At 63.7% G+C, this 21,808-nt stretch carries 18 protein-coding genes; 12 read left to right on the forward strand and 6 right to left on the reverse strand.

Annotated elements, in window-relative coordinates:
- The first annotated feature begins 3 nt into the window (after positions 1-3).
- Both ISN75_RS10810 and ISN75_RS10815 read left to right on the forward strand, forming a co-directional pair.
- Positions 4-546 (forward strand): host attachment protein, encoded by a 543-nt coding sequence (locus ISN75_RS10810; RefSeq protein WP_343821558.1) that lies wholly within the window; start codon positions 4-6, stop codon positions 544-546.
- 16 nt (positions 547-562) lie between these two features.
- Complete coding sequence (locus ISN75_RS10815) at positions 563-2,926, forward strand: phosphoketolase family protein (RefSeq protein WP_343821557.1); 2,364 nt, start codon at positions 563-565, stop codon at positions 2,924-2,926.
- 56 nt (positions 2,927-2,982) lie between these two features.
- Here the strand turns inward: ISN75_RS10815 and ISN75_RS10820 are convergent, their stop codons facing one another.
- The 3 genes from ISN75_RS10820 to ISN75_RS10830 all read right to left on the reverse strand — a co-directional run bounded on the left by ISN75_RS10820 (position 2,983) and on the right by ISN75_RS10830 (position 6,459).
- A complete protein-coding gene (locus ISN75_RS10820; protein ID WP_343821555.1) occupies positions 2,983-4,188 on the reverse strand; it encodes an acetate/propionate family kinase in 1,206 nt (401 codons plus the stop codon).
- A gap of 187 nt (positions 4,189-4,375) precedes the next feature.
- Positions 4,376-5,467 (reverse strand): hypothetical protein, encoded by a 1,092-nt coding sequence (locus tag ISN75_RS10825; protein WP_343821554.1) that lies wholly within the window; start codon positions 5,465-5,467, stop codon positions 4,376-4,378.
- On the reverse strand, positions 5,464-6,459 hold the full coding sequence (locus tag ISN75_RS10830) for a zinc-dependent alcohol dehydrogenase family protein (RefSeq protein WP_343821553.1): 996 nt from the start codon (positions 6,457-6,459) through the stop codon (positions 5,464-5,466). The genes ISN75_RS10825 and ISN75_RS10830 overlap by 4 nt, the downstream gene beginning before the upstream one ends.
- A gap of 168 nt (positions 6,460-6,627) precedes the next feature.
- Here ISN75_RS10830 and ISN75_RS10835 point away from each other — a divergent pair, with 168 nt between their 5' ends.
- From ISN75_RS10835 to ISN75_RS10860, 6 genes are all read left to right on the forward strand, one after another.
- Positions 6,628-7,269, forward strand: coding sequence for a cytochrome b/b6 domain-containing protein (locus ISN75_RS10835; RefSeq protein WP_343821551.1), 642 nt, complete (start codon positions 6,628-6,630; stop codon positions 7,267-7,269).
- Between the two features lie 16 nt (positions 7,270-7,285).
- Complete coding sequence (locus ISN75_RS10840; RefSeq protein WP_343821550.1) at positions 7,286-8,092, forward strand: universal stress protein; 807 nt, start codon at positions 7,286-7,288, stop codon at positions 8,090-8,092.
- Positions 8,089-10,608, forward strand: a complete 2,520-nt coding sequence (locus ISN75_RS10845) for a cation-translocating P-type ATPase (RefSeq protein ID WP_343821549.1) — start codon at positions 8,089-8,091, stop codon at positions 10,606-10,608. Before ISN75_RS10840 ends, ISN75_RS10845 begins: the two co-directional genes overlap by 4 nt.
- A gap of 87 nt (positions 10,609-10,695) precedes the next feature.
- Positions 10,696-11,109 (forward strand): universal stress protein, encoded by a 414-nt coding sequence (locus ISN75_RS10850; protein ID WP_343821547.1) that lies wholly within the window; start codon positions 10,696-10,698, stop codon positions 11,107-11,109.
- Positions 11,110-11,117: 8 nt separating this feature from the next.
- Positions 11,118-11,555: a universal stress protein gene (locus ISN75_RS10855; RefSeq protein WP_343821545.1), complete on the forward strand. Its 438-nt coding sequence runs from the start codon at positions 11,118-11,120 to the stop codon at positions 11,553-11,555.
- A 3-nt stretch (positions 11,556-11,558) separates the two neighbouring features.
- Entirely contained in the window at positions 11,559-12,212 is a 654-nt protein-coding gene (locus tag ISN75_RS10860) for a DUF2238 domain-containing protein (protein ID WP_343821544.1), read from the forward strand.
- Between the two features lie 119 nt (positions 12,213-12,331).
- Here ISN75_RS10860 and ISN75_RS10865 read toward each other — a convergent pair whose 3' ends face one another.
- Positions 12,332-12,808, reverse strand: a complete 477-nt coding sequence (locus ISN75_RS10865) for a hypothetical protein (protein WP_343821542.1) — start codon at positions 12,806-12,808, stop codon at positions 12,332-12,334.
- 995 nt (positions 12,809-13,803) lie between these two features.
- On the opposite strand from ISN75_RS10865, the gene ISN75_RS10870 reads away from it, so the two are divergent.
- Positions 13,804-14,484: a hypothetical protein gene (locus ISN75_RS10870; RefSeq protein ID WP_343821541.1), complete on the forward strand. Its 681-nt coding sequence runs from the start codon at positions 13,804-13,806 to the stop codon at positions 14,482-14,484.
- 476 nt (positions 14,485-14,960) lie between these two features.
- On the forward strand, positions 14,961-15,554 hold the full coding sequence (locus tag ISN75_RS10875; protein ID WP_343821539.1) for a hypothetical protein: 594 nt from the start codon (positions 14,961-14,963) through the stop codon (positions 15,552-15,554).
- 134 nt (positions 15,555-15,688) lie between these two features.
- On the opposite strand, the gene ISN75_RS10880 is transcribed toward ISN75_RS10875, so the two are convergent.
- Both ISN75_RS10880 and ISN75_RS10885 read right to left on the reverse strand, forming a co-directional pair.
- Positions 15,689-16,462: a polysaccharide deacetylase family protein gene (locus tag ISN75_RS10880; RefSeq protein WP_343821537.1), complete on the reverse strand. Its 774-nt coding sequence runs from the start codon at positions 16,460-16,462 to the stop codon at positions 15,689-15,691.
- A 68-nt stretch (positions 16,463-16,530) separates the two neighbouring features.
- Complete coding sequence (locus tag ISN75_RS10885; protein WP_343821536.1) at positions 16,531-18,975, reverse strand: TIM-barrel domain-containing protein; 2,445 nt, start codon at positions 18,973-18,975, stop codon at positions 16,531-16,533.
- A 296-nt stretch (positions 18,976-19,271) separates the two neighbouring features.
- Here ISN75_RS10885 and ISN75_RS10890 point away from each other — a divergent pair, with 296 nt between their 5' ends.
- Together ISN75_RS10890 and ISN75_RS10895 are read left to right on the forward strand one after the other, a co-directional pair.
- Positions 19,272-20,918 (forward strand): alpha-L-fucosidase, encoded by a 1,647-nt coding sequence (locus ISN75_RS10890; RefSeq protein WP_167257308.1) that lies wholly within the window; start codon positions 19,272-19,274, stop codon positions 20,916-20,918.
- A gap of 71 nt (positions 20,919-20,989) precedes the next feature.
- Positions 20,990-21,805 carry a hypothetical protein gene (locus ISN75_RS10895; protein ID WP_343821535.1) on the forward strand — a complete coding sequence of 272 codons (816 nt, stop codon included), beginning with the start codon at positions 20,990-20,992 and terminating at the stop codon, positions 21,803-21,805.
- The last annotated feature ends 3 nt before the right edge of the window (positions 21,806-21,808 follow it).

Raw genomic sequence — 21,808 nt, forward strand, 5'->3', positions numbered from 1 at the left:
GAGATGGCCATTCCTGGCTGGCAGCGCGGCTTGTTGATCATCGTCAATGCGCCGCGCCGTGCAGCACCTAAGCTGAAGCTACTACTTCATGCAAAGGTGGGTCCGGAGGTCGCCATGTCCAATACGTGGATTCTCGTCGCGGACGCTGCCAGAGCGCGCCTGTTCGAATGGACCCGCAAGGGAACCGATCCGGTCGAGCTGGCCTGTTATTCATATTCGGAGGGGCGCTCGCCCGGTCGCGAACACGACCACGGACGGCTGCCTCGCGTACAGGAAAGCAACGGCCCAAGCCGCCATGCCATCGAGCCGAGAACCTCGCTGCGCGACAAGCATGCGCAACGGTTCGCTGACACCCTGAGCGCAGTCGTTCGGCAAGGCCGGCAGGAAGGCCGCTACGACAAGCTGATCCTGATGGGGCCGCCGCGCTTCCTCGGCGTGCTGCATGACAGCCTCGACGAGCAGACGGCGGCGCGTGTCTTGGGAGAGGTGCCCAACGATCTGTTGACGCTCACTCCTGCGCAGTTGCGTACCCGCCTCCCGACCTGACCGTCCGAGACCTCTCATGCACAGCCCACTGTCGCACCAGCTGCTGAAGCGCATGGACGCCTACTGGCGCGCCGCCAACTACCTCGCCGTCGGGCAGATCTACCTCCGAGACAATCCCCTCCTGGAGCAGCCGTTGCGGCGCGAGCACATCAAGCCGCGCCTGCTCGGCCACTGGGGTACGACGCCTGGGTTGAACATGCTGTATGTGCATCTAAACCGGCTGATCAAACAGCATGATCTCAACATGATCTTCGTCACCGGCCCGGGGCACGGGGGCCCTGCACTGGTGGCGCAGACCTATCTTGAGGGCTCCTACACCGAGCGCTATCCGGCGATCGAACGCAGCCGCGACGGCATGGCCCGACTGTTTCGCCAGTTCTCCTGGCCGCATGGGGTGCCAAGCCATGTATCGCCCGACACCCCTGGATCCATCCATGAGGGCGGCGAGCTCGGCTACTCGCTGGCCCATGCCTACGGCGCGGCGTTCGACAATCCCGATCTGATCGTGGCATGCGTGGTCGGCGACGGCGAAGCGGAGACCGGCGCGCTCGCCACCAGTTGGCATTCCAATAAATTTCTCAACCCTGTCCGCGACGGCGCCGTGCTGCCGATTCTGCATTTGAATGGCTACAAGATCGCCAACCCGACCATTTTGTCGCGCCTCGATCACGAAGAGCTGGTGGCACTGCTTCATGGCTACGGCTACGAGCCCTGGTTTGTCGAAGGCGGCGAGCCTCCGATCGTCCATCAACAACTGGCCGGCGCGCCGGACGAGATGGTCGTCCGCATTCGTGCTGAGCAACTGGCCGCGCGTACCAAGGGCATCGCGTATCGGCCACGCTGGCCGATGCTGGTCTTCCGGACGCCCAAGGGATGGACCGGGCCGGGCATCGTCGATGGTGAACAGGTTGAGGGTACCTGGCGCGCCCATCAGGTTCCGCTGGCGCACTTCGACAATCCGGCGCACGTTGCCCAACTCGAAGCTTGGCTGAAGAGTTACCGGCCCGAGGAATTGTTCGATACTGACGGCAAGCTCGACGCGTCCATCGCCGCGCTCGCCCCGACCGGAAACCGTCGCATGGGCGCCAATCCGCACGCCAATGGGGGCGAACTGCTCACGCCCCTGGAGATGCCCTCCTTCCGCGACCATGCAGTTGCGGTGCCGAGGCCGGGCGCGGTCGAGGCCGAGTCGACCCGTGTGCTCGGCAGCTTCCTGCGCGATGTCATGAGGCTCAACCTGGAGCAACGCAATTTTCGCCTGTTCGGCCCAGACGAGACGGCCTCCAATCGCCTGGATGCCGTCTATGACATCTCCGGCAAGATGTGGCTGGATCGCATCGAGGCCTCTGACAATCACCTCAGCGCCGATGGCCGCGTCATGGAGGTGCTGAGCGAGCACCTGTGCGAAGGCTGGCTGGAGGGTTATCTGCTCAGCGGACGACACGGCTTCTTCTCCTGCTACGAAGCCTTCATCCATATCGTGGATTCGATGTTCAACCAGCACGCCAAGTGGCTCAGGACGAGCCGGCGCGTGCCATGGCGCGCGCCGGTGGCTTCGCTCAATTATCTGCTGACGTCGCATGTGTGGCGCCAGGATCACAACGGCCTTTCGCACCAGGATCCGGGTTTCCTGGATGTCGTGGCCAACAAGAAAGCCGAGGTGGTGCGCATCTATCTGCCACCCGACGCCAACTGCCTGCTTTCCGTGGCCAACCATTGCCTGCGCAGCCGTGGCTACGTCAATCTGATCGTGGCCGGCAAGCAGTCCGCCTGGCAATGGCTCGACATGGACGCGGCCACCAGGCATTGCGAAGCGGGTGCCGGCATCTGGGACTGGGCCAGCAACGATGCGGGCGATCCGGACGTGGTGATGGCCTGCGCCGGCGACGTACCCACCCTGGAGTGCCTCGCCGCCGTCACCCTGCTGCGCGACTACGTGCCTGATATGCGCATCCGGGTGGTCAATGTGGTCGACCTGATGGTGCTCGAGCCGTCATCAGAGCATCCGCATGGCTTGTCAGATCGCGATTTCAACCTGCTTTTCACCGGGGACAAGCCGGTAATTTTTGCCTTCCATGGTTATCCGTCGCTCATTCACAAGATGATCTATCGGCGCAGCCGCGCAGAACGGTTCCATGTGCATGGTTATCGGGAAGAAGGCACCACCACCACGCCCTTTGACATGGCGGTGCTCAACCATCTCGACCGTTATCGGCTGGCATGGAATGCCATTCGGCACGCCAGCCGCTTCGCCGATCACATCGACGACGCGACGCAGCGTTACTGGTCCATCATGGAGAGACACCAGCTGTACATCGGCGAGCATGGCGAGGACCTGCCCGAAGTCGGTGCATGGCAATGGCATGCGCGCGTAGCGTAAATCCGGCCTCGCGAGGCCGTGCCCATGGCGCAGGCCACATGGTTATCGGAGCAGGGTCAGGCCGTGGCGTCCTTCCGGGCGAGGTCTCGCAGGACTTCCGCGGTGTGCCTGGCGATGATGGCTTCCTCGTCGGTCCGGATGACGAACACGCGGACAGCACTGTGGATCGTACTGATCAAGGTCTGGTGTTGTTGGTTGGCCAGCTCGTCGCACTCGATGCCGAGCCAGGAAAGGGCCTCGCATACTCCAGCGCGAATGCTGGCCGCGTGCTCGCCGATGCCGGCGGAAAATACCAGCGCATCCAGACCATGCAGTGCTGAAGCCAGCCCGCCGATTTCCTTGACGATGCGATAGGTGAACAGGTCAATCGCGTCCCTGGCGTAGCGATCGCTGCTGGCCAGCAGCGTGCGCATATCCGCACTGATTCCCGACACACCCAGTAGCCCACTCTCCTGATAGAGCAGGCGCTCCACCGCCGATACCGTCAGGCCGCGCGCCTGGAGGAGGTGCAAGATCGCGCCTGGATCGAGGCTGCCGCAGCGCGTCCCCATGAGTAGTCCGTCGAGGGCGCTGAAGCCCATCGTGGTGTCGACGCTGCGGCCATGCCGCATGGCGCACAGACTGGCGCCGTTACCTAGGTGCGCCAGAATCACGCGCCCATCAGCCAGTGCTGGAGCGAAATCGCGCAGCTGGCCGGCCAGATATTCATAGGACAATCCGTGGAAGCCGTAGCGGCGCATGCCGGCGCTGGCATAAGCATGCGGCAGCCCCAGGCTGGTGGCGACAGCCGGCATGTCGCCATGAAAGGCGGTATCGAAACATGCGACCTGCTTCAGTTCGGGATGCAGGTGCTTGATGGCTTTCACCGCGGCGAGATGATGTGGCTGATGCAGTGGCGCCAAAGGCACGAGTTGCTCCAATGCCGACAGCGTGTGTGCATCGATACGCACGGGTTGCCGGAACGAGAGCCCGCCATGCACGACGCGATGCCCCACGGCGGCAAGCTCGGTGTGACCCAGATGCGAGGTCATCCACGCGAGCAGCGGCTGCAGCACTTCCTCGTGCGATGCCGCCGCGGATGCTCCCCATGCCTGCCGATCGACGACGGTGCTGTCGGGAGCCCGGGCGGTGAGGTGCGGGTCTTCGCCGATTCCTTCGATGATGCCGCGCGAGATCAGGCGTTGTGCGGTCAGCCCGTGCTCGTAGAGTGCGAACTTGATGCTTGAAGAGCCGGCATTGAGCGCAAGGATGGCCCGGTTCATGGCTGCCTTCGAGTGAGGGTGCTGAGCGACAGCTTCAAGCGCGAATGACCGACCTTTCGGCGCGGCTCGTCGCCATGTGGGTGACGGTACTTCAGTACGATGGAGCCTCAGGTTACGTCCCTGCCCGTCGGGCGCCTTGATGGAAATCAACTCGAACGAGCGCCGCAGATCCGTCAGCCTGCCCGGATCAGATTCGAAACAAAGCAAGCACGAGCTCGACCGTAATCAGCGCGATGATGGTCAGTTCCAGCAATCCCGCGCGGCTTACCGATGCCTCGTCGTAAAGCGCGGCATACGTATCGCGGATGATCGCCAGCTTGTTGTCCACTGCCGCGCCGAGGGCGGGCACGCCGAATAGCTCCAGGGTGGTGGTGTAGATGCGCGCCAGATAGGGGTGTCCGGTCACCTGCAACGCATTATCCACCTTCTCTGTCAGCTCGGTGACCTCCGCCACCAGGGTGTAAAGGTGGCGCGCCAGACGCGATAACCGACCGGGGGCGGAGATCGGCAGAGCGCTGCGGGTGCGCGCTACCAGGTCATACATGCGCGGCAACTCGGCATCCAACAGGGATGCGTAGTAGCGCAACTCCAGTAGCTGCGCATTAGCCACCTCCAATACCGCCGCCACGCCAGCATCGCCCTGCGGTTGGTACAGAAAGGCGCGATCGCGTGCGATCACCACGCAATCGTCAGCGAGATATGCGAAACGATGGCTCAGCAATGCCTCACGCGCATCGGCGGATAGCGGGCGAGCGTCGGCGGCCAGTAGCGGCACCAGATCTACCACGCGGCACAACGCTTCGCCCGGCGACTCGACAAACGTGTCGACCACCATCAGTAGATAGTCTTCCTGGATCACGGCATGGCTTGGCCGCTCGAGTGCAGTGGCGATGCGCGATCTGACGCTTTCGAGCAAGGATGTCCACGGCGCCGATGACTGGCCAGTCGCGACCGCCTCTTCCACTTGTCGCGCCAATTCGGCAAAGACGGGCCATGGCAGGTCTTCGGCTGGAACTGCGATCGCCAGCGTGATAGCGCCGAAGTCGTATACATGTACGGAAGCCTCGCCGATCAGTGTGTGGTCACCGACGCAAAGCGCGACCGGCGGCAGCTGCACGCGCAAAGGCGGTGCGCCGAAGGTCAATGGCCCGGACGATGTGTGAGCGGCCGGCAGGTCCGCACACAGGACTCGTGCCTGGCTCAAGTCGATCGCGTAGGCCAGGTCGAATAGGCGCTGCGCGATGACGCGCCCCTGGCGCACCACCGGTGCGAGGCTCATGCCGGCGGCACCAGTACCGCTGCGCCGTGAATGCGGCCAGCGCGCAAATCGGCCAAGGCTTCATTGGCAGCAGTCAATGCATAGCGATGCACATGCACCCGCACCCTGGCGCGCGCAGCGGCGGCCAGAAAGGCATGGCCATCCGCCCTGGTCAGGTTGGCGACCGAGAGCAGGCGGCGTTCTTCCCACAGCAGGCGATAGGGAAAGCTGGGGATATCGCTCATGTGAATGCCGCCACAGACCACCGCCCCGCCCTTCCGCACCGCGGCCAAGGCAACCGGCACCAGTTCGCCGGCAGGCGCAAAAATGATGGCGGCATCCAGTGGTTCAGGTGGTGCCTCATCGGAAGAGCCCGCCCAGGTGGCGCCCAGTGAGCGGGCGAGCGTTTGTGCTTCCACGTCACCTGCTCGGGTGAAGGCGTATACCCGGCGACCTTCTGCGCGCGCCACCTGCAACAAGATGTGCGCCGCCGCACCGAAGCCATACAAGCCCAGGGCGGCGCCCTCGCCCGCCAGGCGCAGGGCGCGGCCGCCGATCAGGCCCGCGCACAGCAATGGTGCGGCGAGGGCGGCGTCGGGATAGTCGCACGGGGGCAGCGGCAGACAGAAGGCTGCGCTGGCCAGCACGTGCGTGGCATAGCCACCATCACGCGTGCAGCCGGTGAAGACTGGGATGTCGCAGAGATTTTCCCGTCCCTGCGCGCAGTAGCTGCAGGTGCCGCACGTCTCACCCAGCCAAGGCACACCCACGCGGTCGCCCAGCTTCCACGTGATGACGTCCGGGCCGACGGCGTCGATCGTGCCAACCACCTCATGCCCGGGCACGATCGGCAGGCGAGCCTGAGGCAACTCGCCATCGATCAAGTGCAGGTCGGTGCGGCACACGCCGCATGCTTCGACGCGAAGGCGCACCTCGCCACGACCGGGAGCTGGCGTCGGCCGCTCCTGCGCGATCAATGGTGTCGCCAGACGGTGGAGCACCATGGCATGCATCCGACATCACCTTTCGCGATGGCAATGATGGCGTGCCGGACCAACAGGCCACGTCGCCGAAGCCAGCGTAGGAGCTCCCAGGTGACGTCCGATTGATACATGTCAATCCACTGCGCGGGAAGCTGTTCTTCAATGCCGATACGCAGAACCGTATTGGGAATGCCAGCCATGACAGACGAGGCTTCCACGCAGCAGGATCGGCCACTCGGCCGCATCCTGGTCTGGGATCTCCCCGTGCGGCTGTCGCACTGGCTGATGGTGGCCTGCTTCGCCGGAGCATGGATCACGGCTGAAGAAGATCAGTGGCGGCGCGTGCATGCCGTGCTCGGCTACAGCCTGGCCCTGCTCGCCGGCTTCCGCATCTATTGGGGAGTCATCGGCACTCGGCACGCCAAGTTCGGCAGTTTCGTGCGCGGACCGCACGAGACTTTCCGCTATGTGCGCCAGATGCTGCACGGACATCCGCCGCACTACACCGGACACAACCCCGCCGGTGCCCTGGCGATCCTCGCCCTGCTGGCAATGATCCTGGCGGTGACCTGCTTCGGCTGGCTGGCCTACACCACGCACATCGAATGGCTGGGTGAAACCCACGAGTTGCTTGCCAACTCGATGCTCGCCCTCGTCGCCATCCACGTGGCCGGTGCTTTGGCGGGTAGCTGGCTGCATCGCGAGAATCTGGTCGGGGCGATGATCACCGGTCGCAAGCAGGGATATCCGGATGAGGCAGCCGAACGCCCGATGTTGCCGATCGCGCTGATCGTGCTCGTCTGCCTGCTGGCGTTCTGGTGGCTGGAATGGACCACATAGCGCCGGGAGATGCCCCATGCTGGAATTCCTTGTCGACATCGAACCAGGGCGCGATGACACTGCCTTGCTGCGTTTCGCCTTCGGCCTCGCCCGCCAGCACGGCGCGCACCTGACTGGCCTGCAGGCGGTGATGCTCAGTCCGGCCGCCATGCTGGCGATGCCGGATGCCATGCTGGTATTGGAGGAACAAGAATTGGCCGCACAAGAACGCCATGACTGGTGGCGCCAGCTATGCCGCGGCCACGGTGTCGAGGGAAGTTGGGAAGCCTATCGCGGCTTGCACGAATCGGTGCTGTCCCGCCGTGCCAGCCTCGCCGATCTGGTGCTGGGGCAGCTTTCACGCGAAGCCGCACGCCTCGCCTCTGGCCTCCATCCGCTCGGCCGCATCCTCACCTCCGATGCCGCTCCCATGCTGCTGGTGCCGGAGCACTGGGCTGGCACGGAGGGCGTGCGCAAGGTGGCGCTTGCCTGGAATGGCTCGGCCGAAGCAGCGCGCGCGATTCGCGCGGCGACCCCGCTCTTGCTTCGCGCCGACGAAATCGTGGTACTGGATGGCGTGTCGCGCATCAGGGCCAATGCAAGGCATGTGCCGCTGGCGTTGGACGCATGGCTGAAACGGCACGCGCTGCGCGCGCGCTGGGACATCCTTGACGAGGCGGATGACAACGGCCCGTCGATTCAGGCGCATGCGCGCGGATGCGGAGCTGACCTGCTGGTGATGGGAGCATGGGGCCATTCGCGCGCCAGCGAATGGCTGCTTGGTGGCGTCACGCGCCACATGTTCAAGCACGGCGAGTTGCCCCTGCTGGTGGTCGAGGCGTGAACCGCGCCGGGCCCGCGGCGGCGCCCGGCCTGGGCCTGAGCGAGGCCGAGGCGCGCGAACGCTTGCGGCGGGATGGCCCCAATGCCCTGCCCGGCAACCGGACACGCCCGTTGTGGGCGATCGCTGGAGCCGTGGTGATGGAACCCATGTTCCTGATGCTGCTGTGCGCCGGCGCTATCTACCTGGCACTGGGCGAGCGCACCGATGCGATCTTCCTGCTGCTGTCGGTGCTGGTGATCATCGGCATCACGCTGGTGCAGGAGCGCAAGACCCAGCGTGCTCTGGAAGCCCTGCGTGATCTGTCGGCGCCATTGGCGCGCGTGATCCGGGACGGGCGGGAGCAGCGCGTCGCAGCGACGGACGTGGTATTGGGCGACGTGCTGGCATTGGGCGAAGGCGAACGCGTCGCCGCGGACGCCGTCATGCTGGAAGGCCTGCTGGAAGCGGACGAGTCCCTACTCACCGGCGAGTCCGTGCCGGCAAGCAAGTCGGCGGCAGGCGATGCCGTCGAAGTCTTCGCGGGCACCTTAGTCACCCGCGGCCGCGGCATGGCACGGGTCATCGGCATTGCCGCGAATACCGCGGCCGGCCGTATCGGCGAGGCGCTGGCGGCCACGGTGGAAACAGCCTCGCCCTTGCAACGGGCATCGCGCACCCTGGTCCGCCGCTTCGGCCTGGCGGCGCTGGCCTGCGCTGTCGGCCTGGCTCTGCTCAACTGGCTGTGGGACGGGCATGGTCTGCTCGACAGCCTGCTGTCGGGCGTCGCGCTGGCGATCGCCATTCTGCCCGAGGAATTCCCGGTGATCCTAACCGTCTTCCTTGCCTTGGGGGCTTGGCGCATTGCCCGGCACAAGGTGCTGACCCGCCGCCTCTCCGCGGTGGAAACACTGGGCGCGATCACCGTGCTTGCCGCGGACAAGACCGGCACGCTCACGCAGAACCGTATGGTCGTGGCCGAGTTGGCGCTTGGCCACGACCTGTTCCGCGTGGACGGCAAGGCCGCACCGTCCGCCTTTCATGAACTGGCCAGGCTGGCGTTGCTGGCCACCCCGGTCGATTCGGCCGACCCCATGGAGCACGCGATCCGTGCTTTCGGCGCCCAGCATCTGAGCGAGGGCGACCGTGCTTTTGCCGACAGTGCGATCAAGGAGTACGCACTGTCGCCGGATCTGCTGGCCATGAGCCGCGCGGCGCCGCTGGCCGAAGGCGGTTTTGCGATTGGCGCCAAGGGCGCGCCCGAGGCGGTGATGATCATGTGCCGGCTCGACGCGGCCCAGGAGGAGGCGTGGAACCGACAGGTGCATGCCATGGCCGTGCGCGGTCTGCGCGTACTGGCCGTGGCAGCGGCGGACTGGCCCGGACAGGCATGGCCGGACACGCAACGCGAACTCCCTTTCCGCTTCGTGGGATTGTTGGGTTTGATCGATCCGCCGCGCGATGGTGCGCGGGCTGCCGTCGACGAATGCCATGCAGCGGGCATCCGCGTGCTGATGATGACTGGCGATCACGAGGTCACCGCGCGGGCCATCGCTGCCCAGGTCGGTCTCAGTGATGCGCCGCGTTCGATCTCCGGTGCCGACATAGACGCGCTCGATGACGCACAGCTGGCCATTCGCCTGGCCGAGGTGGAAGTCTGCGCGCGAGTGAAGCCCACCCAAAAGCTGCGCCTGGTGCGCGCGCTGCAACAATGCGGCGAGGTGGTCGGCATGACCGGCGACGGCGTGAACGACGCTCCCGCATTGAAAGCCGCGGACGCCGGCGTGGCGATGGGCGGCCGCGGCACCGACGTCGCCCGCGAGGCGGCGGCGCTGGTGGTGCTGGATGACGATTTCGCCAGCCTGGTAGCGGCGATCCGCCAGGGGCGGCGGATCTACGACAACATCGGCAAGGCCGTCCGCTTCGTGGTGGCGGTGCACCTGCCGGTAGTGGTCCTGGCCCTGCTGCCCAGCCTGCTGCATTGGCCGATTCTGTTGATGCCATTGCAGATCGTGCTGCTGGAACTGCTGATCGATCCGGCGTGTTCGATCGTGTTCGAGGCCGCACCGGCGTCTGCGCGCATCATGCGGCGTCCGCCGCGAGCGCCAGGCGAATCGCCGTTTCGCCTGGCCAATCTGGGTTGTGGCGCCATCCAGGGTGCCGGCCTGGCCGCGATCCTGGCGGCGTGCTACGGCGCGACATTGCTCCTGCGCGGGTCGCAGGAACTGGCCCGTGGCGCGGTTTTTCTTGGCTTGGTGCTGGCGGTGCTGTTGCTGGTGCTGGCCAATGGCCAGCCGGCGCAGCCGCTGTGGCGCATCACCTGGAGAGAGAATCCCTGGCTGCCGGGCCTATTGGGCGCGGGAGCGTTCATGCTGGCGCTGCTGGCCGGCGTGACCCCGCTGCGAGCGGCGATCGGCCTCCATGGCGTGGGCGGCGAAGCGCTCTTGCTGATCGCCGCGCTTGCATCGCTTTGTGCGGTTTGGCTTGAGGGCATCCGGCGCGTCCTGTGCCGCTGGAAGCCTTCACTCGTCGGGAACTGAGCCGGCATTGATGCGGGTCAATATGGCCACGTGCCAGCCGCATTCTGATGAATGCCGTCACGCCGGCCCGGCCGGCAAGGAGGCTGCATGAAAATCCTGCTGCCAGTGGATGGAAGCATCTACAGCACGCGCGCCGCTCGCTACCTGGCCAGGCATTGGCCGGCCGATGCCGCGGTAACCCTGCTCAATGTGGATGCGCCGCTGCGCGAATCGATCGCCGGATATCTGGACGCGGACAGCGTGGCGCGCTTCCATCTCGACAACGGCTCAGCCGCGTTGCGTCCGGCGCGCCGCCTGCTGGCCAAGGCAGGCCACCTGTTCGACGAATGCCTGCTGACCGGCGACCCGGCCACCGAGATCCTGCGCCTGGCCAGGCGCGGCCGTTACGACTTGGTGGTGATGGGTTCGCATGGGCGTGGCGCGCTGAAGAGCCTGTTCCTCGGTTCGGTCGTGGTAAAGGTGCTGGCCGGTTCGAGCGTGCCCGTGCTGGTCGTGCGCTGAGACGCACCGTGTTCCGCCGCTTGCTGGTTCCCGTTGACGGTACGCCCGAGGCCCTGGAGGCGGTGGATGCCGCCATCGCCATTGCACGTATTGGCAAGGCGGACATCCATCTGCTCCATGTGATTGCGTCGTTTCCGGCCGTGGCATATCTGGCCGAGCGCGTCCACGCCACGCGCGAACTCTACGAACGGGAGGCCGGGGCGCGAGCCCTGGCATGGCTCGGTGAGGCGCGCGAGCATGCACTTGGCGCGGGCGTAGCCTGCGAAGGCGATTACACGTTCGCCGCGCGCATCCACGAAGCCATCGTGGATGTAGCCAGGAACTACGGCTGCGATCTGATCGTGATGGCCGCACCCCTGCAGCCAAGTATGGTGTCGGGCCATTTCACGCGAGAGGCGCAGGCCGTGATGCAGGCTTCCGCCATTCCGGTACTCGCCTGGCGCTGACCTATGCATGAGTCAAGAGGATGGCATCGAAGCACTCGCTTTCCGCTGCTCCTGCTCGTGGCATTCGCGGCGATCTGGGGTGCGCTGGCCATCGCGCCGCGGTATCGGCAGGACTGGTTGCTGGAGAACATTCTGGTCGTGGCCGCCATCCCCTTGCTGGTTTACGGCTATCGGCGCTTGCGCCTGTCGAATGCTGCCTGTCTGGCGCTGTTCGTGTTCTTTACCTGCCACGAAATAGGCGCGCACTATACCTATTCCGAAGTGCCCTACGAGCAATGGCTGTCGCACGTAAACGTGTCGCTTACCTGGCTGGGCCGCAACAGCTACGACCGTCTGGTGCACTTCCTGTACGGGCTCCTGGTCACTCCGGCCGCCGCCGAATGGCTTGCCGCGGTAGCGCCATCCCGCGGGATCTGGCGCTGGATCCTGCCGGTGAGCTTCATCATGTCCCATTCGCTGCTGTACGAATTGATCGAATGGGCCGCCGCCATGGCATTCGGTGGCGACCTGGGCGCGGCGTACCTCGGCACGCAAGGCGACCCTTGGGACGCGCAACGGGACATGCTGGCCGCCACGTTGGGAAGCATGGTGGCAATGACGGCATGGTTGATTGCCGGCCGAGAAAATCTCGTGGCGCAGGACGCAGACGATGTCTAGTCGCGATAACGCACCCTAATCGCGCACCGCACGACCCTTCTCTCGTGCCGATAGCGGTCATACCCTGCCTCCTGAAGCTCCTTCTGTGCCGCGAATAACAACCCGGCCCCTCAGCCTTCTTACCCAAGATCGTCCAAGTAGGCAGCACGCAATGCCATCGCATCCATCAGGGCGTGATGGCGCTTCAACTTCCTGACTGGATGCGCTGACCACCAAGCCTCGATAGCCTTGCTAAGACCATCGCATCGATACCATTCGACATTTCCTGGGGCTGGACCCGGCGGATCGAGTACATCGAAGCCATCGATCACGAATTGGCAGAGGCTTCGGTCTGGGCCGAAGTCATAGTGGATTTTCGATACTTCGAACGACGCTAAGAACTGCCGTATTGCAACGGTCATGCTCGTATCGGTCATAGCCGATGCTCCGCGATCTAACAGCGGATATACAACCGAGCGGACCCAAGGCGTGGGATCGACAGGCAAAGGATCACGCTCCGCATAGAAAATACTTTGGAGATCACCGGACACCAGGGCAATTGAAACCAGCTCAGAGGCGAGAACGTCCGCCCACTCACAATCTAAAAATAGATCCACCTTCAGTCCTCACTCATGCCAAGCCCTTCCCTCCGTGTCATCTCACAGAGCTGCGCCAAACGTACCTGGCACATCACCTCAGCCACCGGCATTGCGTGCCCGGTCATATTGAGGGAGGGCATATTGCTTCACTCGGCGCGACGATCAAGGAAGTCCCAAATCATCCACCCGTCAAAAAACGCCCTGGCGGCCACGATGCGCTAAAAGATGCTCAACCAGAAACAACTTAATCCATTGATTTACAATGATAATTAGCGTTTCTTCGTGAGGCGCCGTATGGGGCATGGGGCGTAGATGGCCGCCGGAACGCCTAGCTCCAAATGCAATGTGTCAGCACTGCTTGCACGGCGTCACATGTAAAGCCTTGTCGAGGTCAATGAGATGTTGAGCGCGCCCATGAGGGCGGAGGCCTGTCACCGCGCGCCGCATTACTCGTTAGCGAGCCAACCAAATGGTTGTTGCAATCCGCTGTTGTTGCAGGACACAGGGCGAGGCTCAGTGGTATGGCCAAACTTCAAAAGTTATTGCGTAATTGACCGCATGCGAAGCCCCGGGTGCTCGACTGTACCGCTTATGCAATCAAATAGTTCGTGCCGCTCTTTGGCACACGACAACACGGCATGGTGATACATCGAAGGGGATCAAAGTCTGGACAAAAAGCATCTCGACATTTTGAGTCAACTCCGTGCAATAGCATAATTTCTCGCCGAATTTTTCGTTGACCGCTTGCGCAAGGGAGTTGTAGCTTCCCAAAGGTGTGCATCCGCGCGCACGACATTGCAACTCCGCTGACGGCTCGCACTGAACCGCCCGCGTCGCTGCGCAATCCTTGATCCTGAAAAAAGAAATCCCCGCTTGCCGGCGGGGATTGGGACTTACAGAACTTTGCCGTCGCAGGGTCCCATTTTCTTTGTTCCAGGTCAAGTCCATTTCGCGCCTCCGTTCTAGAGGTGCGACGGGCGGCTTTTGTCCTAATGACACTGTGGAGACCAACGATGTCTAGAACCGATGAAATGCCGTTTTCTCCTCGCCGGCTTACTAAGTCCGAGCTCGATCGCAACGACATCTACATGACTGCCGAACCCAGAACGGGACGCGTTGTGTCGCTCATTGGCCCCCTTCGGTTGGCACAGTGGCTCTTGCTTACTTTTGATCGAGATTGTGCTGATTGCGTCGAACGACCTCGCCAGCTGTCACTGGGAGGAAGCATCTGCATCGAGCTGGACTTCTGGACGCGCCGACGTGACGACTCTGAGGTGTTCTGGGTCATGGTCGCCGAAAGCGAAACAACCAACGGTCCAACTGGTCGCGTGCGCCGTGATGCCACGCTGTGGTCACGTGCAGTACAAAATGCCGGAATTTCTCTTATCTTTGTCTACGAGAAGGAGCTCTTGCAACGATGGCAGCGCATCGCCAACTACTTTCGACTTCTCCCGAACGTCCAGGCTGCTTATCACCTTCCAGATATGCTGCGCTTGCGAGGTCGCGTGACTGATGCCTTTGGCCACACTCCAGTACCGATGACCTTTGAGCAACTGGAACTCAGCCTTCACGACCTGGCACGGCCCTCCGTACGATCTGTCGTATGTAGCATGATTTATGAAGGACTTCTCACCTTCGAAGAAGACCTCCCGCTGTCGCGGCGAACTCTCCTGACGTGGAGGGCCTTGGCATGAGGCGCGAACTCACGACAGCCATGGCACTTCTGGCGCAACATTGGCTCAAACCCGATCTGAGCACAATTTCAGCTAAGTATCGGGACGACGCCGAACGCCGAATGGCGGCCCTAGGGTCCGTAATCGAAGGCGCCAGTCTCAGATCCGCATCGTCATATCATCGTGTAAATCGAACCACGCTAGCAGCAATTGTCGACAAGGCCTTTCAGCTTGGATCCGATGGACGCCATGTCTGATATTTGGCCTGCATCCCTTATAGCGTAAGAGCAGCTAAAAAAGATTTGAAGCGGGCCATGCCTAGTTCGGGCACTGCTCATTCGATGGATCAGCTACTTGTCTCACAACCCGATATCAAGCAAAAACTTGAGGACTACAAAGGAGCCCTTCCACCAGGAAGACTTCCGCCGGGTTTCAAGCGGGTTCTAACTGAGATTCGCGGATTGCTTGTCCAGCGCGGGTTCCAATCGTTCTGGCCCATGAACACCAAGGACAAAGGACGTCGAGCGTTTTCTCGTTTCGTAAGGAGGATACGTCGCAAAGCTATCGTCGATGGCGCGCCGTCGAACTCCACCGTCGAAATGCGATCCATAACACGGCTGCATCAGCTCTTCACTTTGCGGCCGTTCGACCGGGTCGAGTTTGATGCGCACAGGCTTGATGTAAAAGCAACAATGCGGATTCCCGATGCGCGCGGCGAAATGATCGTTGTTCCGATCAGTGCCATTTGGATTCTCGCCCTCATTGAAGTGGCATCAACTGCCTGCCTCGCATGGAAGCTGGTCATTGGGCAAGCCTATAGCGCACTAGACGTTGCCCAGTGCTTTGCCTCTTCGATGAGGCGATGGGAACCCCGCGCACTAGTAGTACCTGACATGCAGTACGCCCCCGGTTCGATGATGCCATCGAACATCGCCCCTTTCGACCCCGTCTCTATCGGGCTCCTCACCGCTATGGATAACGCTAAGGCCCACAAGTCCAAATTGCCGGTGGACTCTTGGCTCCGTGTTCACCATGGCGTAATCAATTACGGACCACCGCACGTAGGCGATGAGCCTTTGCATCAGTGGTAGGTGGTTCTTAGGGGCGCAACGCCTGCCCCCATATACCAAGAATGCGCAATTTAGGGTGACGGCCGATGAGTGACCGGCCCCTTCATTTTCATTGAGTTGCCCCTGCTCGCAGTAGAAGCGCTCGAGGCTGGCCGTCAATGAGCCTGATGGCTGGTGGCATAACCCATCACCGTCGAGAACGGCGCCACCCAGAGGGTGCCGGCATGCGCCTTGAGATAGGCGAGCAGCTGGGCGTGGGCTTGCGCGGACACGGCGAGGTAGTCGCCGCCCACGCCGTGGAAGCCGAGCACGATCATCCCGCCCTTGCGCTCGGCTTCCCGCACCGCGGCGATCAGATCGGCGCCGGTTGCGTTCGAGGGGAAGAAATGGGCCGGCACATCCATCGGATCGAAGGGGCGCTCTGCCGGGTCCGCGGCACGGGTATAAGGCGCCAGTCCGCTGGTGCGCAGTGCCGGAAGATAATCGACGCCTCCGGCCAGGTGCTGGCCACATGGTGTGGCATAGCTGTGCTGCGGCTTGCCGTCGATCGCCGTCAGCATCGTGTTCATCGTGCGGATTTCCGCCAGCATGGTGTCGACGTCATAGGTTTCGCTGGTGTCGATTTTCTTCGCGGGCGGATAATTGGCCTGTGGGCAGGCATGGCGAATGGTGTGGTTGCCGAGTTCGTGGCCTTCGGCCGCGGCGGACCGCCAGCGCGCTATCTGCTCAGGGGTGACCCTGCTGCCGATAAGGAAAAATGTTCCTTTGAAGCCGGCGGCGTCGAGCGCCGGAATCGCGGTGTCGAGCTGCGAGACGAGCGTATCGTCATAGGTCAGCACCACCGCCGCCCGCTTGCCGTCGGGCCAGGACCCGGCCACGGCCTGCGTGGCCACCAGAGTGATGGCCAGGAAAATCGGCCTGATTCGCATGACTGTCCTCACGATGGCGCGGCGCCCCTGCAAGTTTCCGATTCGATCGCGATGGTGCTGATGTCAGCTTATCGGCCGGCGCTCTTATCCCCGATCACGGACACGACCGGGGCATCCGCGCCATGCCAGGTCTTTCCGCCATCGTGCCCGAATCGATGCCCGGCCTCATCCCATGTCAGCGTGGTAACGGCGTATTTGCCGCGCTCGTAGCCATAGGAAGTGCCGTCATCCTGGAAGAGCGTGAACTTCGCATCCGCCCCCGGATACACGTGCACCGCAACGACCTTCTGCGTTTGCTGCGCCCCTGCCCCGTCCGGACCCAGCGGCACGATGCTGCCCGCCCTGACGAACAGCGGCAGGATATCGATGGGCGCATCCACCTCGATCGTCTGGCCGCCACGCAGGCGCTCGTTCGTCCAGTAGTTGTACCAGTCGCAGCCTGCCGGCAAATACACCGTCCGGTGGGTCGCGCCCTGCTCGGTCACGGGCGCCACCAGGAAGGCGGGGCCATACATATATTCGTCGGGAATGTCCGCGACCTTGGGGTCGTTGGGGAAATCCATGAACAGCGCGCGCATGTAGGGCGCGCCGGTCTGGTAGCTGCGATAGGCCGCCGAATACGTATACGGCAGCAGCCGGTAGCGCAGCTTCAGGTATTTCGCCAGAATCGGCTCGGCCTGTTTGCCGTACGACCACACTTCGTTGTGTTTCCTTTCTCCATGTGCGCGCATGACCGGTTGAAAGGTCCCCCATTCGAACCAGCGCACGAACAGCTCAGGATAATCCTCATAGTTGCCGATCGTGTCGCGCGCATCGGAACCATCGATCAGCGGTTGCCGCGTTGCCTTGTAATCGGCTGGGATGGCCGGCGACATGAAGCCCGCGATGTCGGTGTCCCAATACGGCAGCCCGGTCGCGGTGAAATTGAGTCCCGCCGGAACGGATCGCTTGAGCATGTCCCAGCTCGCGGCGATGTCGCTCGACCAGAACACGGTGCCGTTGCGCTGGGCGCCCAGGTAAGCGGCCCGCGCCAGGATCATGACCCTGCGCGCATCGCCGAAGTCGCGCCGGAATCCTTCATAGGCTGCGGCGGTATGGAACAACGGGTAGACGTTGTAGTAGCGCGAGCCCGGGCCGATCCAGAAGACGTCATTGGCGGGATCGACATCCGGTTCGGTCTCGTCCAGCCATAGGTAATCGAATCCCTGCGGCTTGATGTAGCGGTCGCGAATCTGCTGCCAGAACCACTTCGCCGCTTCGGGATTCGTGGTGTCGATGTTCGGGCCGATGATCGTCTTGTACCAACCCTTGTCGGGCTTGCCGTCTCTTCCGCGCACCAGCCAGCCCTTGCTGTCGAGCATGTCGTAGAACAGCGAGCCTTCGGAGAAGTGCGGCCACACGCTCAGCAGCGAGTCCACGCTCATGGCGTGCAGCCGGCGATTCATCGCGGCCGGGTCCGGCCAGCGCGCGGGATCGAGATCCAGATTGCCCTGCCTGGTCATATTGAGGAAATCGACCACCATCACGCCCAGCGGCAGGTTCTTCCGGCGGTATTCCTCGGCGACTGCGAGGATCTCCTCCTGCGTTGCATAGATCGCCTTGCTCTGGATATAGCCGTAGGCCGTGCGGGGCAGCATCTGCGTGACGCCGGTCAACAGGCGGTAGCCCTGGTAGATCTCGTCGGTGCTGTTTCCCGCGATGACGAAATAAGAGACCCGGTCGCCCACTTCCGATGACCACACGTTCTGGCCATTGAAGCCCAGCTGCACGGTGGTCTTGGACGGGTTGTCCCAGACCAGGCCGTAACCGAGATTGGACACCATGAAGGGCACGCAGACATTCTCTCCGCCCAGTGCGCCATAGTCGTGCCAGCAGCGAACCTCGTGATCGCGCAGGTCCATCCATCCTTGCTGCTGCTGTCCCAGTCCGTAGTAGTGCTCGTTGCCGGGCGAGTCGAAGGTGGCGGCGCTGCGGAAGCTCTTTGCTCCCGCGTCCGCCGGCGGCTGCCCCGGCAGCATGCTCCAGGTGCGCATGCGCAATAGCGGCTTGCCGTCGGCGGTGGTGATGCTCAGTGCGTCGTCGAACTTGTTCGGGTCTTTCCATCCTCCGAAGTATTGCTCGCGCAATGCATGGTTCAGGGCGTCCAGGGGCAGGCCCAGGGAGAGTCCCTGCGTGGCCGGGTGTTCCGGCGCAATGCGAACCACCATCCTCGAGGAGCGGAAGACATCGCCGCCGGCCTCATCGCGTGCATGAGTCCATCCCGGGGCCGAAGGCCTGGCTTCGAACCCATAGCCGGGCGATGCCGTCGCGGCGGCGCGGTCGACGCTCAGCGTCACCCGCAGGATATTCGGCGCATAAGGCTCGATGGCGATCGTCCGGCCGTGGCGCTCCAGCACGAAAGGCGCGTCACCGGCGATCGCGGTATCGATTCGCCAGACCAGCAGCAATGCGATGCAGGCGCAGAGAAATGGCTTTCGCGTCACGGAGACAACATCCTTATCCACTGAATTCATCGAAGCACCCAGTGTCCGGCACAAGGCGATGCCTGTTTTTTACGAAATCAGATAATCCATTGAACGATTCTTCGTTTGCGCTTGCCGCATCCCGCCGCGCATCTTGCTGACGCGGCGGGAGATGTTCCGCTGCGATATTCGAGCGCATATCGAAACGTCACGATTGCTTATTGGACGGCCATCGGCACCACCCTAGACTCGGCCACCGCCCCGCGAGCGCTCATTGCAGGGCCCGGACCAGCCTGCACGGCGATATCGGTCGGCAGGCAGATGTGTACATGCCATAGGGAATCGCCATGCCGCTGTCTCGCCGCTCTTTTCTGCTGGGAATGACGCTCGGATTGTCCGCGCCCTGCTGGACTCCCCGCCTCGCCCGTGCCGCAGCCGATGGTCCAGCGCCATTCCAACCTACCTGGGACTCCCTGCGCGGCTATGCCGCGCCCGCCTGGTTCCGCGACGCCAAGTTCGGCATCTGGGCGCACTGGACCGCGCAATGCGTGCCCGAACAAGGCGACTGGTATGCGCGCAACATGTATCTGCAGGGTGAGCCGCAATACGAATACCACTGCCGCACTTATGGCCATCCATCCCAATTCGGTTTCATGGAACTGGACCATCGATGGAAAGCCGAGCACTGGGATCCGGATGCGCTGATGCGCCTGTACAAGGCGGCCGGCGCGAAGTATTTCGTCGCATTGGCCAATCACCACGACAATTTCGACAATTACGATTCCAGCCATCACGCCTGGAACTCGGTCAAGGTCGGGCCGCGCAAGGACATCGTCGGCGGCTGGGCCCGCGCGGCGCGCGAGCATGGGCTGAGGTTCGGCGTCAGCAATCACTCCGCGCATGCCTGGCACTGGTTCCAGACGGCGTATGGCTACGACGGCGAAGGCCCGCGCGCGGGACAGCGCTACGATGCCGCACGCCTGGCCAAGGCGGATGGACGCGGCACCTGGTGGGAGGGCCTGGATCCGCAGGAGCTGTATACCGGCCCCAACATCGTCATCCCCGATGGCATTCGCGGCGCCGCGGCCGTCAGGCAATGGCATGAGCAGCACGACCGCCCCTGGAACGAAAACCCGCCGCCGCAGAACCCGCGGTTCGTGCGGCAATGGTTCCTGCGCTGCAAGGAGCTGCTCGACAAGTACCGCCCCGACCTGCTGTATTTCGACGACACCGGACTGCCGCTCGGGCAGGCGGGCCTGGACATCGCCGCTTACTACTACAACGCGAACCGGCAATGGCACGACGGCAGGCTCGAGGCCGTGCTCAACGCCAAGGGGCTGACGCCCGGACAGGTGCCCGCCATGGTGGAAGACATCGAGCGCGGCGTCAGCGATGCGATCCGCCCCCTGCCCTGGCAGACCGACACCTGCATCGGCGACTGGCATTATTCGCGGCGGCTGTTCGAGCAGCACGGTTACAAAAGCGCCGCCACCGTCATCGCGCGCCTGTGCGACATCGTCTCGAAGAACGGCAATCTGCTGCTCAGCATCCCCCTGCGCGGCGACGGCACCATCGATGCGGACGAGCGCAACGTGCTCGAGCAGCTGGCGGCCTGGATGAAGGTCAATGGCGAAGCCATCTTCGGCACGCGCCCATGGCGAACGTTCGGCGAAGGGCCCACCAAGGTGGCCGCGGGTATGTTCGCGGAGGACAAGGCGGGCGCCTTCACCGGCGACGACATCCGCTACACGGTGAAGGGCGACGTGCTGTTCGCCATCACGCTCGGGCGCCCGTCTTCGCCGCAGCTGGTACTGAAGTCGCTGGGGTCGGCCATGCCGGGCAGCGTAGAGCGGGTAGAGCTGCTTGGCATGCAAGCGCCATTGCAGTTCAAGCGCGACACACAGGGCCTGCAGCTCGAACTTCCGGAGCGCCTGCCCGGCGCTTCTTCCGTGGCGTTCAGGATCATGGGGCGCGGCTTGGGCGTCGCAGGCTGAAGATCCCGCGGCGCGGATCCAATCGCCACCGGTTCGCGTATCGATAGCCATCAGTGAACGCCGGGGCGTCCATGGCATCGATCAGCTGGCGCAATCCCCATCGGCGATGCCGCTTCGCCGAGGCCGCCCTGCTTCTCGCCGTGCTTGGCGCCTGCCCGCTCCGCGCGCATGCGCAGGACCGGCACTACCTTGGCGTCGCCAGCGCGGAAAACGGCTCGGCCGTTCGCTACCGCGAAGAGCACTGGCTGTTCCGCGCCGACGGCGTGGCTACCCGGCTGGTGTTGTATCGCTGCCCTTCGGGCGAGCCCTTCGCGCGCAAGCTGGTCTACGAGCGCGGCGATCCGGCCGCGCCGGATTTCGATTTCGAGGACGGACGCGACGGCTACCGGGAAGGCGTGCGGCGCGAAGGCGAGCGCTGGCTGGTCTATGCCCGCGAGCGCGGCGACGCCCCCATGCAGACCCGCCTGCTGCAGGCCGTGCCGGACATGGTGGTCGACGCCGGCTTCGATGCCTATGTGCGGGAACACTGGGCGAGCCTTGCCGGCGCCGCGCGGCGCGACATCGCCTTCGTGATGCCCAGCCGGCAGGACTACCTGCGCCTGCGCCTGGGCGATGCGCGCGATGCGTGGCTGGACGGCGTCGCCGTGCGCCGGTTCCGGCTGGGCCTTGGCGGCCTGCTCGGCGCGCTCGCCCCGGCGATCGATCTTACCTACACCATGGATGGCCACCTGCTGCGCTTCGAGGGCATCGGCACGATCCGCGACGAGCGGGGGCGCCATGCGTGGGTGCGCATCGATTTTCCCCGTTCGCTCGAACGCGCCGCGCCGCAGCCGGGCGAGGTGGCGGCGGCGCGGACGGTGTCCCTGGTGACGCGCTGCGGCGCCTGAGCC

Source organism: Dyella marensis (genome assembly GCF_049532885.1).
GTDB lineage: Bacteria > Pseudomonadota > Gammaproteobacteria > Xanthomonadales > Rhodanobacteraceae > Dyella_D > Dyella_D marensis.

Coding starts and splice junctions, on each gene's coding strand:
- ISN75_RS10885 (WP_343821536.1), bottom strand. CDS start 18,975: ATGAATTCAGTGGATAAGGATGTTGTCTCCGTGACGCGAAAGCCATTT.
- ISN75_RS10890 (WP_167257308.1), top strand. CDS start 19,272: ATGCCGCTGTCTCGCCGCTCTTTTCTGCTGGGAATGACGCTCGGATTG.
- ISN75_RS10820 (WP_343821555.1), bottom strand. CDS start 4,188: ATGAACCGGGCCATCCTTGCGCTCAATGCCGGCTCTTCAAGCATCAAG.
- ISN75_RS10815 (WP_343821557.1), top strand. CDS start 563: ATGCACAGCCCACTGTCGCACCAGCTGCTGAAGCGCATGGACGCCTAC.
- ISN75_RS10810 (WP_343821558.1), top strand. CDS start 4: ATGGCCATTCCTGGCTGGCAGCGCGGCTTGTTGATCATCGTCAATGCG.
- ISN75_RS10875 (WP_343821539.1), top strand. CDS start 14,961: ATGAACACCAAGGACAAAGGACGTCGAGCGTTTTCTCGTTTCGTAAGG.
- ISN75_RS10895 (WP_343821535.1), top strand. CDS start 20,990: ATGGCATCGATCAGCTGGCGCAATCCCCATCGGCGATGCCGCTTCGCC.
- ISN75_RS10840 (WP_343821550.1), top strand. CDS start 7,286: ATGCTGGAATTCCTTGTCGACATCGAACCAGGGCGCGATGACACTGCC.
- ISN75_RS10870 (WP_343821541.1), top strand. CDS start 13,804: ATGTCTAGAACCGATGAAATGCCGTTTTCTCCTCGCCGGCTTACTAAG.
- ISN75_RS10880 (WP_343821537.1), bottom strand. CDS start 16,462: ATGCGAATCAGGCCGATTTTCCTGGCCATCACTCTGGTGGCCACGCAG.
- ISN75_RS10830 (WP_343821553.1), bottom strand. CDS start 6,459: ATGCATGCCATGGTGCTCCACCGTCTGGCGACACCATTGATCGCGCAG.
- ISN75_RS10860 (WP_343821544.1), top strand. CDS start 11,559: ATGCATGAGTCAAGAGGATGGCATCGAAGCACTCGCTTTCCGCTGCTC.
- ISN75_RS10825 (WP_343821554.1), bottom strand. CDS start 5,467: ATGAGCCTCGCACCGGTGGTGCGCCAGGGGCGCGTCATCGCGCAGCGC.
- ISN75_RS10835 (WP_343821551.1), top strand. CDS start 6,628: ATGACAGACGAGGCTTCCACGCAGCAGGATCGGCCACTCGGCCGCATC.
- ISN75_RS10850 (WP_343821547.1), top strand. CDS start 10,696: ATGAAAATCCTGCTGCCAGTGGATGGAAGCATCTACAGCACGCGCGCC.